The organism is Phormidium sp. FACHB-592 (assembly GCF_014695795.1).
Classification (GTDB): Bacteria; Cyanobacteriota; Cyanobacteriia; order Leptolyngbyales; family Leptolyngbyaceae; genus Stenomitos.
The window spans coordinates 1-16,859 of sequence record NZ_JACJOZ010000075.1 but is presented as its reverse complement, the minus strand read 5'-3'; the positions used below and the strand labels follow the sequence as shown (position 1 = coordinate 16,859).

The window sequence follows — 16,859 nt, the reverse complement described above, 5'->3', positions numbered from 1 at the left end:
CTGTCTTGGTATTGCCTCACCTCTTTACAAAGGTTAAGAACAGGTATCCGGCAGATTTACCAGGAAAATTGTCAGTTAACCTTAAACTCTACGTCTTTGTACGCAGCTTGCCTCAAAACCCCTTGCTAAGGCAGCTGTGCTTGACTGAAGCTCATTAAGTTACAGTCTCTGTTTCTATTAATTAAAGATTGCATCAATCTTTAATTAATTTTACGGACGTAAAATTACGGATTTTAGGCAGGTCGTTCATTAAAGGGCGCTTGGCGATCGTGCCCCAAAGCTCAGCTTGACTAGCAGGTATAGAGTAACGCCAGCATTGCCTTCGCAGATTTGGCTCATAAACTACGATCAGCAGAAAGGGCTGCCCTATCACTGATCGCGATCGCCCCAAGAGCGATTAAACCCAAGATCCCCGACTTCTTCAAGAAGTCGGGGATCTAATCAGCTACTGGGTCGCTAACTCCAAAACGGGTTGTGGGGACAACGCTACCGTTTGATACCTCAAACGAGACTTGAGTAAGTGTATGAGCGCTGGAATATCTGTTTCACTAGATGTATAAATCCAAATTTCATACATCACACCTCTTACACCATTTATCTCAGATGGCTTCCCAAAAACCTTGTATCTTTCAGCTACTCTTTCTAGGGCATCGCGAGTAGCACCTGCCGCCCACGCCTTAACAGCAGTTACTGTTATCTTCACATCATCGCTTCCCATATTAGCAAAAAGCGAGTCATCATTTCTGATTTGATGTCGTCTAACAAACCAAGTATCCTGATCAGTCTCAACTGAGATAAACATTGATTTCCTAGTATCTGCATCACGTAAAGAGTAACCTATACTATTCTCTACCACATCAATCCCTGCTTCACGCAAACTATCTTGAAACCTTTTGAGAGTTGCTTGAGCTGGAGAAGGTAGCATAGAAAAACGTTTCCTCATCGCTTCTATTCCACGCTCAACAGCTCTTAAGCTGTTAGCTATCAGTGGAATTTGGGGCAGGGGACAATAACGTCTCCAAATCATTTGAGCTTGGTAAGCTCCTGCTTCTCCACGTAAATCCATGAGAATCAGATCATATTTTGAATTGCCTGATTCTGAAAAGGTCATTAGCTGCATCAGATTTCTCACTGCTGCGTAAGAAAATAAATTAGTCTTGGAAGGGGCACACAGAATAACAATTCTAAAGACTCCATTCTTAATGTTAAATTCAAGTCGTTGCAAAAACTGCTGCTTCCAATCTTTTTTGTTTTTGCCCTCCAAAATACAGTCTTGAGATAACTGAGCAACCATAGAATCAAACTGTGGGTAAGTGACAAAATTACCTTCGGTAATGATTGAATAAAACTGCTCTATAAATTCAGTCCCAGAATAGTGGATTAGCATATTCTGTAAATCAGAGGCATAGTTTATTGCTTGAGAATAAACGCTCCGCTTGATTCCCGAATTACTGTAGGTTTTGCACTCCACTAACGTAATGATCCCGTTAGTATCAACGTATAGGTTATCAATAGGTCCACTCCGTAAAGGGATCTCTCGCCCTAAAGAAAGGATCTTAGGTGTATCGGAACAGTAAACGGGATTGATTTCTGGTATGCCGCTCAGAATTAGCTCAGGTTGCTCATGTACCAACTGTTGAAGTTCGGCTTCGTTTACAAACATCTTTCAGTTTCCACTACTCAAATACAAGAAAAATGACAGGGTACAAAAGTTTGCTGCTTAACTGTTGCAGTCCTTTGCGTAAGATGCCCAGATGCATTGGCAGCCTAACATTCGAACAAACTAGTGTCGGAACTACAGCAACTCCTGCTGACTTGCTCTGCACTCGATACAATAAGGCTTATCCCTCACGGTCATCACTTCCTTGTCTTCCTCTGCTTCCTCTCCCACCAAACCGCTTATTCTCCTAATCGACGGGCATTCGCTAGCGTTCCGTTCCTACTTTGCCTTTGCGAAGGGTCGGGATGGTGGGCTCCGCACGAAAAGTGGGATTCCCACGAGCGTCTCTTACGGCTTTCTGAAAGCGCTGCTGGAAACAATGGAGGCAGAGAAACCGCAGTATGTGGCAATCGCCTTTGACCTGTCTGAAAAAACGTTTCGTCATGAGGCAGATGACACCTATAAAGCGGGTAGAGCCGAAACGCCAGAGGATTTCATCCCCGATCTAGCAAATCTGCAAGAACTTCTGTTAGCGCTGAATCTGCCCATTTTGACAGCAGCAAATTACGAAGCGGATGATGTGATTGGGACGCTGGCACGACGAGCAAGTGCCGATGGCTTTTTAGTCAAGATTTTGAGTGGCGATCGTGACCTGTTCCAACTGGTCGATCCAGAAGCCACCACAAAAGTCCTCTACCTCAGCACGGTCTACGGCAAAGGTACGCCTCCACCCCGCGAGTTTGGCGTGGAGCAGGTGAAGGAAAAGATGGGGATCTTGCCGTCGCAGATCGTGGACTACAAAGCGCTGTGTGGCGACAGTTCCGATAACATTCCTGGTGTGAAGGGCATTGGCGACAAGACCGCAGTGCAGCTACTTACGACCTACGGCTCCTTAGAAAAAGTTTACGAGTCGCTGGATCAAATCAAAGGTGCTGTGCGACAGAAGCTGGAGGCAGGTAAGGACGATGCTCGTCATTCGCAATGGATGGCGCAGATTCACCTGAATGTGCCGCTAGAGGTCGATTGGGAGTCGTGCCGCATCCGCGATTTCGATGAGACAGCCGTGAATGAACTGCTGGAAAAGCTGGAATTTCGCACGTTTATTAATCGCATCCAGAAAGTACATCGTCAGTTCAGCGGCGATCAGATCGAGGACGCGTCCGATGCTACGGCTCCCGCAGAGAAAGCAACTCCTACACCTCAGTACCGGGAAGACGGCGATCTGTGGTTCTTCAGCGCCGAAGATACCGCTGCCGCGCAAAAAGTGCTCCCCGTCGCCATTGCGCCTCACATCATCGATACGCCTGAGAAACTGACCGAGCTGATCGATCGCCTCAAAACCTTCACCAGCCCTGAAACTCCCGTTGCCTGGGACACCGAAACCACTGCACTCGAACCCCGTGATGCTGATCTCGTCGGGATTGGCTGTTGCTGGGGACCAGAACTATCTGACATGGCATACATTCCGCTGGGACATACCAATGGTGGCAATCTCGACAAAGCAACTACCCTGGAGGCACTGCGCCCCATTCTCGAAAGTGCTGACTATCCCAAAGCACTGCAAAATGCCAAGTTCGATCGCCTGGTCTTGCGCTGTCAGGGCATTAAACTGGCAGGCGTAGTGTTTGACCCTATGTTGGCAAGCTATGTCCTCAATCCCGACGAAAGCCACAATCTAACCGAGTTAAGCGGCAAGCATCTAAATATCACGGCTCAGAGCTATACCGATCTAGTACCCAAAGGCAAGACGATCGCGGATGTCGATATTCCTGCCGTTGCAGACTACTGCGGGTTGGATGCCTACACGACCTTTCTCCTCGTGCCCAAACTACGCGCCCTACTAGAGGAAGTTCCCGCCCTGCATCGGCTGTTACTGGACGTGGAGCAACCGTTAGAGCCTGTTCTCGCAGAGATGGAATACTGCGGCGTGCACATTGATGTTGCCTATCTCAAGGACCTGTCTCAGAAATTGGAAACCGATCTGGCGGCGATCGAGCTTCATGCCTACGAAGTTGCTGGACAAAAATTCAACCTCGGTTCACCCAAACAACTCAGCGATCTGCTGTTTAATACCCTGGGACTAGACACCAAGAAGTCGCGCCGTATGAAGACGGGCTTTTCTACCGATGCCATCACATTAGAAAAACTGCAAGGCGACCATCCCGTTATTGATGCCATTTTAGAGCAGCGCACTCTCAGCAAGCTGAAATCAACCTATGTGGATGCGTTGCCATTGCTGGTGCGCCCAGACACCCATCGAGTCCACACCAACTTTAACCAGACGGGCACAACAACGGGACGGCTCTCATCCTCTAATCCCAACCTGCAAAATATTCCCATCCGAACCGCGTTTAGTCGCCAGATTCGCAAAGCGTTTGTCTCTGAGCCCGGCTGGGTGATGGTCGCGGCAGATTATTCCCAAATCGAACTCCGCATTCTGACGCATCTGAGCCAGGAGCCAGTTCTGCTCGATACCTATCGGCAAAATGGTGATATTCATACGCTTACAGCACGACTGTTGCTAGAGAAAGAGGACATCAACTCCGAAGAACGACGCCTGGCAAAAATCATCAACTTTGGCGTGATCTATGGCATGGGTGCCCAACGGTTTGCACGAGAAGCAGGCGTAAAATCTAGCGAAGCTCGACTGTTTATCGATCGCTTCAACGAACGTTACTCCAAAGTTTTTGAGTACCTCCAGCAAATGCAGCGAGAAGCGATCGCTCATGGCTACGTCGAAACCATCCTCGGTCGTCGCCGCTACTTCAACTTTGCCAGCGAGTCACTCAAGCGACTAAGAGGAATGGAGCCAGGGTCGATCGACCTCACCAAGCTCAAACTCCGCGACCAGTACGATGCCGGATCGCTCCGTGCTGCCGCCAACGCCCCCATTCAAGGCTCTAGCGCCGACATTATCAAAATTGCAATGGCAAAACTGCACGATTTATTGCAGGAGTATCAGGCACGGCTCTTGCTGCAAGTCCACGATGAACTCATCTTCGAGATGCCACCCGACGAATGGGCGGAACTAGGACCAAAAATCAAAGCCACGATGGAATCAGCAGTCGAGCTCTCTATTCCCTTAGTGGTCGAAATTCACTCTGGTGAAAACTGGATGGCGACGAAGTGATTATGCTGCTAGTCCCTAATGGAAACGTAATCGAAGTTATAGCGGTCAGATGTCAGGGAAGGTCTTTAGATAAGATTTTCGGTAAGGCGGTGTTTTGAGAGTACTTCAGGGAGACTTGTTCTCTGGGTTTGGGTCTGCTACCAGTGCCGACCATGATTTGGTAGGGGAAGTCCTATCTATGCCAGACGCAAAGGCTACTTTCTACCGCAACTTTTTTGACCTGCGGAAAAGTGATACGCTCTTTCAAGTTTTGCTGAACGAAATTAACTGGCGGCAAGACAGAATGAAGCTTTATGGCAAGGAAATAGATTTGCCGCGAAAGACTGCTTGGTATGGTGATCGAGGCAAATCATATACATTCTCAGGTATTCATCTCGATCCTGAACCTTGGACTCCGAGTTTGCTGGAAGTGAAGCAGCGTATTGAAGCGGTTGCAGAAGTCCAATTCAATAGCGTTTTACTGAATCTCTATCGTCATGGAGGCGATGGAATTTCTTGGCATACTGATGCCGAGCCAGAATTAGGGGATAATCCTGTAATTGGCTCTGTCAGTTTTGGTGGAACAAGAAGGTTTATGTTTCGACACAGACAAAATCGGGATTTGAAAGCGGAAGTTGAGTTGACACATGGCAGCTTTCTGCTTATGGCTGGGGAAACTCAACATTTCTGGCAGCATCAAGTTCCAAAAACCGCTAGAAAGGTAGAACCAAGAATCAATCTAACGTTTAGAGTAATTGTTGATTAAATTAACTCAAAAACTATCCTCTATCTTTACAAATGCCTTCCCCCCTTATCGGTATTATCATGGGCAGCGATTCAGATTTGCCCACCATGCAGGACGCGATCGCGGCTTGCGAAGATTTTGACATCCTCTGCGAAATCGGTATTGTCTCGGCGCACCGTACGCCAGAGCGCATGGTCAATTATGCTCAACAAGCGCATCTGCGAGGTCTGAAGGTGATCATTGCGGGTGCAGGCGGTGCAGCGCACTTGCCCGGTATGGTCGCCGCCCTGACTCCTCTGCCTGTGATTGGAGTACCAGTCATCAGTCGTCAACTGCAAGGACTGGACTCGCTTTACTCGATCGTACAGATGCCCGCAGGGGTTCCCGTCGCAACGGTGGCGATCGGCAATGCTCGTAATGCTGGACTCCTCGCTGTGCAAATTTTGGCAACCCACGATCCAGCGCTGCTCGAAAAAGTGCAGCAGTATCGCCAGAACCTCGCCCAGATCGTGATCGAGAAGCAGGCAAAGTTAGAGGAAAAGGGCTATAAGCGCTATCTGGAGGAAGAAATGCGGGCGTAATGGCATCAGGTCAGTCAAATACCTCCACCTAGTGCCAGTAACGCGGTGCCGTAAGCGGCTTCTGGTTGTCGCGATCGCTCGACTGTCACGCCAAGGTGTCGCTGCCGTAGTGCTGTCCAGGCAGCATTTTGCGCTCCGCCCCCTGCAGTATACACACGACTTAACGGCGTTGCCCCCAACGTCTGTAAGAGCTGATAGCCCTCTGCTTCAATCCGTGCCATGCTTTCCAACAGCCCGTGCAAAAAGGCAACCGGATCGTCAGGTTGTGGTTCTAGGCATGGTAGCAGGTTTGGGTCATTTACTGGAAAGCGCTCTCCTGGTTGCGTGAGTGGGTAATACGTTAGGGGACTTACCTGCTCAGTGGGAATACGATCGCTCAAGCACGCTAAGTCTGCTGGCGTAAAAAATTGCTGTAAAACGGCTCCACCCGTGTTCGATGCCCCGCCAACCAGCCAGCGATCTCCCAGACGATGGCTATAGATGCCATAAACTTGGTTTTCAACAGGCACCTGGCTGAGTAACTTTAGCACCAGCGTTGAGCCTAACGATGTCACGGCCTCTCCTGGCTCTGTTGCTCCACTTGCCAGAAAGGCGGCAATGCTGTCAGTGGTGCCAGCGCATACCCGGCAGTCAGGCGATAGGTCAAGCTGTGTAGCAACATCCGGTTGGACTCGTCCGATCAGCGTTCCCGGCGCAACGACATGGGGTAGAAGAGGCGCGATCGCCAGCGCTGACAGCCATGCAGGATAGCGGCATTCCACCACGTCGTAACCCAGCTTCAAGCTATTGTGATAGTCGCTGATGCCGGGTTGCCCATGCAGCAAGAACGCCAACCAATCTGCCTGATGCAGCAAGTATTTTGCGTGCGAAATGGTGGCTTGCCGACTCCACCACAGCAGCTTGACCAGGCTGGATGTGGCACTTAGTACCGTGTGCTGACAGGGCGCATTCATGTATTGCTCCTGAGCAAAGAGTCGCTGTAAGGTTTCGACTTCTGCTGCACCACGGGGATCGTTATAAAGCAATGGTGGCGTGAGCGGCTGACCGGCAGCATCACACAGCAACACCGTAGCGGAGGTGCCATTAACGGCGATCGCAGCCAGTTTTTTTCGCTCAGCGCGATCGACCTTCTGCAACAGCGCGAACAGCGTTTCTTGCCAGCAAGCGGCTAAGTCTGATTCTGCCACTGTCCCAAACGGCATACTTGCCTCATAGCAAAGCTCTGCCGTTGCATTCACGATTGCAAGCCGTGCACCTGATGTGCCAAAGTCAATGCCTGCGTAAAAACTCATAGTTGATAAGGGCGGCTGGATGCAGGCACTTCAACAAACCTATTCTCCTTTACTGAGTGCGATCGCGCTGCAATCGGGGCGGTTGATTGTTTGGTTCTGGCTGCAATTGCAAATCCTGATTAACGTTCAGCAACGGCTTGTTAGGCGATCGCGGACCTATAAGCAAGCGAATTTCTTGTTCTAAGTTTGCCTGCCCTGTCCTAAAAAAGTCCTGAGCGCTCGAAGGCACCAAATCTCGTGAAAACTGCTGACGTTGTAGCGGTGTGAGGCGATCGAGCGAGGGTAGTGACTGCGCCATCGTCGTACCTGTACCCAGCAGCACCATCACGGTAGCAATCGCATAAACTGCACATTTCATTTAGGGCAGCCTCCTGAAAAGTGGCTTCTGACTTTAAGCTAACCTGCGTCGGCTGCTTACAGCTTCCTCCAGTTGGCGTATAGCAACCCTTGCCTGTGTGTCTTTAAATCCGCTTTGCCAAGGGTCTAGAAGTCCGTAACGTATCAAAGGCTAGTCTTGCTGCCCGGTCGCCTGTGACAGCGATGTAAACCCTCGCTCCTCTAGTTTTTGCAACAAGCCTTCTAGAATGCGACGAACCATCCCCGGACCTTCGTAAACCCAACCTGTGTAGACTTGCACTAGGCTGGCTCCTGCCGTGATTTTTTCCCACGCATCGTCTGGAGTAAAAACACCACCTACGCCAATGATAGGCAACTGACCCTGCGTTTCCTGCCAGATGAACCGGATCACCTCTGTCGATCGCTGCCGCACTGGCGCACCGCTAATGCCACCTGCTTCTTCCTGCACCGATTTACCCGTTGCTTGCACTACTTGTGTGGTCAACCCATCTCGTCGAATGGTCGTGTTTGTCGCAATAATGCCTGCCAAGTGATGCTTTTGAGCCAAGTCAAGGATGGTGGCGATCTCATCCCACTCTAGATCCGGCGCAATTTTAATCAGCAATGGTTTCTGCCTAGTATTTTCCTGCTGGAGTGCTGCCAGAATGGGATCAAGCTGGTCGGCTGCTTGGAGCGATCTCAGCCCTGGCGTATTTGGCGAACTCACGTTTACCACAAAGTAATCGCCCCAGTTCTTGAGCAATTTGAAACTAGTTAAATAGTCAGTTGCTGCCTCCTCTAGCGGCGTGACTTTCGATTTGCCCAGATTAATGCCGATCGGAAAAAGGCAGGGGGGAAGGGGCGCAGAGGAAGCAGGGGTGAGGGAAGAATCTGAATCTTGCGTTGTGCTTCTGCTCCTTTCCCCGTCCGCTTGCTTCCCCGTCCGCTTGCTTCCCCCTCTTTCCTCTCCCCTCTCCCCCCAGCGCTGCTGCAAGGTTGCTGCCATCACTGTGGCACCGCGATTGTTAAAACCCATACGATTCAGGGCGGCATGGTCTAGGGGTAAGCGGAATAAACGCGGTAGTGGATTACCCGTTTGGGCGATCGCCGTTACGGTACCGAGTTCGGCAAAGCCAAAGCCAAAGCTGCTCCAAATACCAGAGGCAACGCCATCTTTGTCAAAGCCCGCTGCCAGCCCGATCGGGTTTTGAAAGTGCAAGCCCCAGAGCCGCTGCGTGAGGCGATCGTCCGCTAAGCGATAGGACTTGCCAACCTGATGCTGAAGCCAGCGTGCAGACGGCTCTTTGTGATGCTGGTCGAGCCATCCCAACGTATTCAAGGTTTGTTGGTGCAGCCACTCCGGATCTGCCTTGAGACCAGAGAAAAGTACAGGACGAACGACAGACCGATAGATATTCACGGGTTACATTAAGCGATCGTTGATTAGCATACCTGGCAACCCCTAAAATTTGAACTGCGTACAGGATAAAAAGGGCACTGCTAACTAAAGGTAAGCATTTTGTCGGCTCAGGGCACTACAATGCCTTGCAACCTTCTAGTGCTTTATAAATACTCCTAAGTAATGACGGTTTTTTCTCAAACGAAGAATGACTGACCTTTCTGCCCCTGTTTGTATAGGCAGCGCTTCTTCAGATAAGAACGGCTGAACCGAGACAAGCTAGCCATATGATCGAAGTTCCTTAGAGCTTATGCAATCCCTGCCTTCTACGCTGGAGTAGGGTTAATGGCTAAGTTTTAACCAGAAGCCGGGGATCTGAGCACTTTGTACGTAAGTCGTATTCCTAAAAGCGGCGTCCTAACTCTTTGCCTTACGCAATCGTACGCACTAACATACTTCCAACGTTGCTTGACACTTAAGCATTTGCCGTTGCGCTGAAGCCTTGAAAACGAACTAGGATGGAGACAACGTTCCCACAGGTTTCAGCAGTCCATCTAGGTTGCATTATCCAACGGGTTTCGGTGTAATTTTTGCCCGAAACTAGTTTGCTTCGAGCAGGCTGCTTCTTTTCATCGTATTGGCGTATCCATCGCTACACCACATGGTTCAACCAAAAGAGCCAAACGCCAACGACAAACAGTTGGTTGCCTTGGGACGAATCCTGCAAATTCTTCGAGAAGAAGAAAATGCTGATGTTCTCATTGATACAACGCTCAGTTATCTGCAAGCTGAATTTGATTACAGCCTGATCTGGATTGGCTTATACGATCGTCTAGCGCATCGGTTGCATGGCAAGGGTGGGGTATCACCATCTGGTAACATTCCCTTGCTAAAACAACGGATTGTGCTGAATCCTGGCGATTTGCTGGAGCAGGTTGTAATTCAGCAGCGTCCGCTGGCAGTGCCCGACTTGCGGCAAGAACTGAGAGCTGGTGATTGGCGTAAAACAGCACAGATTGACAGTATTCAGGGAACAGTCATTTTCCCGCTTCGGTATAGAGATCAATGTTTTGGGGTGACGCTGCTGGGGTCAAGCCTCTGGGGTGCAGCGCCGCGATCGGACGAAAAAGCGCGACTGTCGATGGTTTTGGGTGCTTTAGCGGCAGCACTGCACCAGATTGAAGCAGAGTGGCTCCGGCAGCAAGTCAAACGTCCCGATCAACCCCTCCTGTCGCTGTTGACCAAGCTACAATCGCTGGCTGGCTTGGGTCCACGGCTAGAAGCCATTGTCGAAGAGACACATCAGTTCATACAGCCCGCACGCACTAATGTGTACTGGTTTGAGCGCAACCAACGCTTTTTTTGGCGGCGGATGAGCAATCGCCAAAAAACGACTGGCTTTAGTGAAACAAGTCAACCGGCATCCGGCATTACCGTGCAGGAAGTGAGCGGCTTTTACCAGGCATTATGTGCTGACCAACTGGTGTCGATCGGCGAGGCGCACAGTTCTCTTAAGGCTGATACGACTAGCCGCCTGATGCAGCAAATTCGCGCACGTTCGTTGCTAGCTGCGCCGATCTTATTTCAAGACGAACTGCTGGGCTTTCTGGCAGTAGAAGGGCAGGAACCCCGGATTTGGGAAGACGAAGAGAAAAGCTACATCCGTGGGGCTGCGCAAATTATTGCCCTCATTGCGCCCTTGGATGACATGGAAAACACGATTGAACAGATCCAGCGCGATCGCCTCCTCACTGCCGAAATTGCCCGTTCCCTCTACAGCGAAGATGACTGGAAAGCAACACTTAATCTGGCAGCCGAACAACTCTGCAAACGCCTGCGTGCTGATCGCTTTCTGGTGCTGCTCTACGACGCAGAGCAAAGCGCCTTTGAGCTTGCCCATCAAAGTCAACCAACCAACCGTCGCCCCTTTACAACGCCACTAGAGACTCTGGGCGCCGCTGACTGGCAGTTGCTTGAAAAAAGTACGGGTAGCATTGGTATCGAAAACCTGGAGGGCGACTTACGGCTGCTAGCATGGCGCGATCGCCTTCTAGAATTAGGTGTGCGATCACTCATCCTTTGTAATGTCTCCCTCGGTCATGCCGTCGATGGACTCGTCGTAGTCTGCCATGAAAGTCCGCGTACCTGGAGCCAGATTGAGTACGATCTGGTACGCATTGTCAGCCAGCAGCTTGGCTTGATCTTGCATCAGTGGCAACTGCAACGGCAAAACGAGCAGCAGCAAATAGTGAGCCAAAACCTTCAGCAGGGTCTGACTCTCATGCAGCAGATCCATCAATTGGAACCCTTGGAACAAGCGGCACTGAAACATATCGCTCAGGTACTTCAGGCACCTTTGGCAACCCTGATTGTGTGGACGCCTGGAACGGCGATCGGTCGCGTTGTCGTATCGCTCACCAGCAACGATCGCTTTACCGTTAATGCCAATGCTACGATCCCAGTTCTAACCGATGCACTGGTTCAATGGGTGCTAGCCCATGAAGGTGTACTGCCGCTAGCGATCGCCGACCTGCCGACTGAAACGCGCCAATGGTTCAACGGGGTTGGTATTGGTCAAGTGTTAGCGATCGCGTTACGCACTGCTCCAGAACATGAGCCATCCGGTATTTTGCTGGTCGCTGATGGTAGCGATCGCCAATGGGCAGAGCGTCATCTGAAAGCGCTCAGTGCTCTTGCCAGCCAACTTGCGTGGTCTCGTCGCTACCTGCTGCTGACCCAAAAGCTCTCTACGCAGCGTGAAGAGCTGAAGCGGCTGAACTGGTACAAACATCGTTCCTTAGAAGAACTGTATCGCTCGCTCATTCCCAACCTGAAACGGCTGCAAGACCTCGGCAATCCCAAAGACCCCCTCTTTAGCACCCGTCATCAGCAAATTTTGCGACAGCTTAACGAGGCGGTCACACCACTTGCGAAGGTGGTTGAGGCTGAACAATGGCAATTGCAAATAACCTCACGTACGTTGTCGCTGGTAAGTTTGCTAAAGCGATCGCTGGCGCGAGTCGATCATGTGCTGAAGCAACAGCAGCTCTGGACGCAGGTACACAATGAAACCAATCTCACTCTTGATGGCGATACAGCAAAGATTGAGCTGGTGCTGTATGAATTACTGCTCGCTGCTAGCCAACGCTCCGCTATTGGAGGACGTATCGACATCTGGTGCCGTCAAATTGATAGCCACTGGCTCGAACTCTCGATTACTGATAACGGTGTCATCGAGCCACGGCTGCTGTCCGAACTGGAAAACGGGCGAGCTATAGACTGGTTAGCCCACTCAACCCTCGACCAACTACCGGGTCAGCATCTACATATTTGCCAGGCGATCATGAAGCAAATCGGCGGTGAACTGAACCTGTACACCCTAGAGGACAACCGCAGCTTAAGCCGACTGGTACTTCCTCTAGCGACCAACGATCGGGCAGCTGCCAAAAAGGAGTAAGGGATTTAGAGCGGTTTAGCAAAAGAATGAAGGATGGGGGATGAATCGAAGCCCTTGCTCAAAGGAAGTTTCAAGGTTTATGTCTCTCCTAACTTCTCTTCGACTGCTACAAAAGGCAAAAGTAAGGACTGCAACGATGCTTTGAACATCCAGATGCTTATAGCTTGGGCAACCGAAGTATCAGCTACAGGACAAAACCTACTGCCACAGATTGCAAAACCCTCGCTTTCTCTGCATCTGTCTAGACAAATTTCATGCGTATTGTCGCAGTTTTAACCGCCAAACACTCTTCTGCCTTCTGCCTTCTGCCTTCTACCTTCAATCCTCTCTCGCCACCGTTCTACAGCGTCTTTCAATGCTTGTGCTAACCATGCGTCATAGTGAGGATAGATCGGTAAGCGCGGCATTAACGTCCAGCCAGCTTCGCTGAGATCGCTCGCTAGCTCTACATCGATCGGGTGCGGATAGGCAGGGTTCACTTCATCGTGCGGTCCAATGCCGCCTAAATCGCGTGCGCCAGCGTCCAGGCAGGCAGACAAGTGCGATCGTGGCACCAAATTGGGAGGGATTTGCAGCACGATGTCAGACGGCAGAATACGTCGAGCAAGGGTGATTGTTTCAAGGAGTTGCTGTGGCGAAAAGGCGGCTCCTGCCCATGCTTCTGTGTCTCCAGGGCTGTAGGGCTGTAAAATTACTTCCTGAATGTGTCTCCAGCGCTGATGCGATTGCGCGATCGCTTCTAATGTCTGCCACCGTTCTGCCTCTGTCTCACCAATGCCGAGCAGCAGCCCAGTGGTAAAGGGAATTTGCAGCTCGCCCGCTTGTGCAAGCTGCTGTAGGCGCAGTGCTGGTAGCTTACTGGGCGCATGACGATGCACCGTCTGTAGCAGGGTTGGGGTGACTTGCTCCACCATCAAACCCATCGAAACATTGACGGTCTTGAGACGCTCCATCTCAACCAGGCTCAGCGGTCCCACATTGGTGTGGGGTAGAAAACCTATCGACAGAGCCAGTTCGCAAAGGTCATAAATGTGCTGAACCCATAGCGATCGCTGATCGCTGTGTGGATGCACTTCACCACTTAAGATCAAAATCTCGATGACACCCTGATGTTGGAGCGATCGTAATTGTGTTTCTGCATCGGTCAGTGTTAGCCAGGTACTTTTACCCGGGTCAGCACGAAAATTACAGTAGCTGCAACGGTTAAAGCACTCATAGGTCGGCACTAGCGTATAAGCAGGGCTATACGTCACAGTCTTCGCAAAATCCATCACAGCAGGCTTGAGCGCAACGTCAGAGGTCAGGACTACCGACCAGATGCACGATAGCGTAGCAAAAACTCTGGAGTCGTTGTAGTCCGTCGCTTCCAGGCTAACCGTTTCTCAAGTCGCATTGCATTTGTCTCCATACTCATTTGATAGCAGAGATAGACCCATCCCCTCAGCCTCAAAACTAGAGCTGAAGCTTTTTCTATTTCCGCTTTCCGTATCCTGAATTCCGACAAAGGCGGCGCTTACTCACCGCACCAGAACTTTTCGCGCCCCTGACAACTGCGTTTCTTAGCGTAGACATTTTTTACGTGTGTCTTGACTGTGTTCAGGCTGATTTGAAGCAACTTGGCAACGTCTTGATAGCTATACTCTTGTCGCAGTAGCATCCAGACTTCTGCTTCACGCTCTGTCAGGTCATATTTCTTACGCTCAATCCGCACTTCTTCTTGCAGCAAGTCGTTGCAGTTTTCCAGCAGTATGAGGATGTAGGGCTGCTGCGTGCCGCGATCGTCAGCAAGATGGAGCCAACGAGCATTCATACGGATGGTTTGCCCAGTGGCTGTCTGGCATTCCAGGATGAGGGGAAGCTCACTCAAACGGTCATGTCGCATTAACCGGCGGCATACTTCAGCCACTGCCGTTGGTAGTTCGAGTGGTTGAACGTCACCGCCTGCTAGATGCTGGCACAACTGCCGTGCTCTTGCATTCCAATAAAGCGGCTTCAAGCTACAAGAAGTGACAATTACGCCCTGGTGCAGCGATTCCAGCAAACTACTCTGAATCAGGTTTAGAGCCGATGCATCGCTGGATTGTGCATTGTTCTGTGGCAATTGGCTAGAGGCCTTTCTAACGCGACGGGACGCTGCTGAGTGGCTCGCTTTTTCGGCAGCATAAGGACGAAACAAGGGACCGACGGGTGCCGCTTCTAGAGGGGCAAACACTACGGGGGCTGTCATAGATCAGACTCCACAAACGATGCTGATAGTGTGCTTGCTTCGTTTATGAAGATGCAATGAGAAGACCGTAAGCCGCACCAGGGGCACGAACTTTACTTAGGTTTGGTGAAGAAGCATGAACAACGCTGAAACAGGGTGAAGTTTTTCCAATTCCGGATTGTAGTCACGGTCTAATTGGTCAATAATGAGTTCAATTTGAGGGAACTAGGCATCTCCAACTAATAACGAACATGGTTTTGCTGCTACTTTGTCTTCTTGGGAGCGGCTGTGAATGTCTTCAAGATTAGCTTCACTACACTCAACGTCTCAGCATCTTGTCGGTGGAAGTATCTGGATGCAGCAAGTTTGTTGCTTCAAACAGTCGAACCTGATTTTTTGATTTGTCCTTGGCTGCCAACCCTTTAGCTTCAACAAAGACGTTTAGATTCCGTACCGCTGTTGTCATTATTCTCGGTTCAGCAAGCCTAAAAGTACTCACCCGTTTGGGTACTTTGCATTGCTGCCGCTTAGATTGCTACGAACCTTAGTTGCTGCTTCAGCTAGCGATCGCCTCAACGCTCCATCTCTTAAGCCGCTTCTTCCCTGTAAATAAATGAGTTCCCTGAAAGCCATGCCCCGCGACAGTCAACGTTTAGAGCCTGAGTCGCTTGATCAGTTTTTTCCTCTGGCGCAGCAGCGTGTTTATGTCGCAATGCTAATGGGGCGTGGTGGTCTAACACGTCGTCGAGCAGAATACTTTGTGCGCCTCTGGGCATATTTGCTACTTAAACAACAACAACAGTTGGGTCTACAGCTATCGCAGCCGTTAAGCCAATTGCGCTCTACGGAAGGTTTGATTGCCTGCACCCATCGAGAAGCCGCAGACTTGTTCTACAGCAACCAGGAGCGGGGCAGTGATCGCGCCGCAGGCATGATGATCGATCGCTTTGTGGCGCTGGGTCTACTCGAAAAACAGTTTGACGGGCAAACGCTCTGTCTTCAGATTCGCTCCCTTCCCGAACTGGAAACGCCCATCCAGGCAGAAATAGCCGTTACACTCATTGCCGATGCTTTCAATCCCCGCACAGACACAATTCCGATCGCGAATTTGATCGCTCGCACGTATGCAGAGCTAATGAAAGACGTAGCCAAAGCCTCTCACAAAATTGCTCAGGCTCTACGCAGTTGGGCACGGCAATATCCTAAAGGCTTGAGGGTCTTACGTCGTTCTGACAATTTGAATCCGATCGGTATCTCTGTGCTCTATCCTGTCACCAGCGAGTCTGAAGTCTATTTCTTCCAGCCGCCAAGTAAAAGCTTCTATCTCTCATCAGATGTTGAAGTCGATCCCTTTAAGATGGCTGCCGCAGGCGATGAACACTGCACGTCTGTTTACATTCGCTCCTGGGTTATTGATACACCCTATCTGCAAAGCAAGAATATTTCTCTGCTGCTTGAAGACAGCCGCAACACTTTAGTAGAGATGCAGCAAGATTTTCCTAACCTCTGCGACATTTACTCACTGATCCTGCACCCCTTGTACGAAGATCTGCGGTTAGCATTGGGCTTTCAGAAGACCTTTCAGGATACCCAGCGGTCTTATCACTGGGTCTACCTAGCGCTCGATCGCTTTCTAGAGCTAGATATTGAGCAAGCCCTCAACAAAATGAAGCAAGGCTTAACCAAGTAGTAACCGCCCTACTAAGGCTCGTTATAGCCGTCAAAGGGGCTAAGAGCAGCGGAAAGCAGTAGGGCGATCGCTCCAACATGTTCAGCCTTTCTCATAAAAGTGGACAAAGGCTTAACAAACCCTAATGAGGCTGTAGCCTCTACTGAGCAAAGCCTAAGAAGCATTGCCGCATCTAAACTTGTAAACTGCCGCGTCATCTTCTTTACAAAAAGCAATATTCGGTTTACACTGCGTACAGGTAGTGAAACCTACCCAAAAACGTAAATCAAGCACTTATTACCACTATGACTACGACCTTACAGAGACGCGAGAGCGTCAACGTGTGGGAGCAGTTTTGCAACTGGGTAACCAGCACCGACAACCGACTGTATGTCGGCTGGTTCG

At 50.4% G+C, this 16,859-nt stretch carries 11 protein-coding genes; 5 read left to right on the top strand and 6 right to left on the bottom strand.

Annotation, left to right across the window (positions count from 1 at the left end; all coding sequences use genetic code 11):
- Nucleotides 1-445: 445 nt before the first annotated feature.
- Complete coding sequence (locus H6F86_RS21625; RefSeq protein WP_190451136.1) at nucleotides 446-1,663, bottom strand: hypothetical protein; 1,218 nt, start codon at nucleotides 1,661-1,663, stop codon at nucleotides 446-448.
- A gap of 202 nt (nucleotides 1,664-1,865) precedes the next feature.
- Between H6F86_RS21625 and polA the strand changes: the two genes are divergently transcribed.
- The 3 genes from polA (at nucleotide 1,866) to purE (ending at nucleotide 6,095) form a co-directional block, all read left to right on the top strand.
- Nucleotides 1,866-4,790, top strand: coding sequence for a DNA polymerase I (gene polA / locus H6F86_RS21620; RefSeq protein WP_199305410.1), 2,925 nt, complete (start codon nucleotides 1,866-1,868; stop codon nucleotides 4,788-4,790).
- A gap of 178 nt (nucleotides 4,791-4,968) precedes the next feature.
- Entirely contained in the window at nucleotides 4,969-5,535 is a 567-nt protein-coding gene (locus H6F86_RS21615) for an alpha-ketoglutarate-dependent dioxygenase AlkB (protein ID WP_190451135.1), read from the top strand.
- A 32-nt stretch (nucleotides 5,536-5,567) separates the two neighbouring features.
- The gene (gene purE, locus H6F86_RS21610) at nucleotides 5,568-6,095 is read left to right on the top strand and encodes a 5-(carboxyamino)imidazole ribonucleotide mutase (RefSeq protein WP_190451134.1); all 528 of its coding nucleotides are present in this window, start codon (nucleotides 5,568-5,570) and stop codon (nucleotides 6,093-6,095) included.
- A gap of 14 nt (nucleotides 6,096-6,109) precedes the next feature.
- Here the strand turns inward: purE and H6F86_RS21605 are convergent, their stop codons facing one another.
- The 3 genes from H6F86_RS21605 to H6F86_RS21595 form a co-directional block, all read right to left on the bottom strand.
- Nucleotides 6,110-7,387, bottom strand: coding sequence for an FGGY-family carbohydrate kinase (locus tag H6F86_RS21605; RefSeq protein ID WP_190451132.1), 1,278 nt, complete (start codon nucleotides 7,385-7,387; stop codon nucleotides 6,110-6,112).
- Between the two features lie 49 nt (nucleotides 7,388-7,436).
- On the bottom strand, nucleotides 7,437-7,745 hold the full coding sequence (locus H6F86_RS21600; RefSeq protein ID WP_190451130.1) for a hypothetical protein: 309 nt from the start codon (nucleotides 7,743-7,745) through the stop codon (nucleotides 7,437-7,439).
- A 150-nt stretch (nucleotides 7,746-7,895) separates the two neighbouring features.
- Nucleotides 7,896-9,143 carry a quinone-dependent dihydroorotate dehydrogenase gene (locus tag H6F86_RS21595; RefSeq protein ID WP_190451128.1) on the bottom strand — a complete coding sequence of 416 codons (1,248 nt, stop codon included), beginning with the start codon at nucleotides 9,141-9,143 and terminating at the stop codon, nucleotides 7,896-7,898.
- 640 nt (nucleotides 9,144-9,783) lie between these two features.
- Here H6F86_RS21595 and H6F86_RS21590 point away from each other — a divergent pair.
- Entirely contained in the window at nucleotides 9,784-12,579 is a 2,796-nt protein-coding gene (locus H6F86_RS21590) for a GAF domain-containing protein (protein ID WP_190451126.1), read from the top strand.
- Between the two features lie 272 nt (nucleotides 12,580-12,851).
- On the opposite strand, the gene cofG is transcribed toward H6F86_RS21590, so the two are convergent.
- Together cofG and H6F86_RS21580 are read right to left on the bottom strand one after the other, a co-directional pair.
- Nucleotides 12,852-13,850 (bottom strand): 7,8-didemethyl-8-hydroxy-5-deazariboflavin synthase subunit CofG, encoded by a 999-nt coding sequence (gene cofG / locus H6F86_RS21585; RefSeq protein WP_190451117.1) that lies wholly within the window; start codon nucleotides 13,848-13,850, stop codon nucleotides 12,852-12,854.
- A gap of 242 nt (nucleotides 13,851-14,092) precedes the next feature.
- Nucleotides 14,093-14,806 carry a helix-turn-helix transcriptional regulator gene (locus H6F86_RS21580; protein ID WP_190451115.1) on the bottom strand — a complete coding sequence of 238 codons (714 nt, stop codon included), beginning with the start codon at nucleotides 14,804-14,806 and terminating at the stop codon, nucleotides 14,093-14,095.
- Nucleotides 14,807-15,398: 592 nt separating this feature from the next.
- Between H6F86_RS21580 and H6F86_RS21575 the strand changes: the two genes are divergently transcribed.
- Nucleotides 15,399-16,475 (top strand): hypothetical protein, encoded by a 1,077-nt coding sequence (locus H6F86_RS21575; RefSeq protein WP_242033624.1) that lies wholly within the window; start codon nucleotides 15,399-15,401, stop codon nucleotides 16,473-16,475.
- The last annotated feature ends 384 nt before the right edge of the window (nucleotides 16,476-16,859 follow it).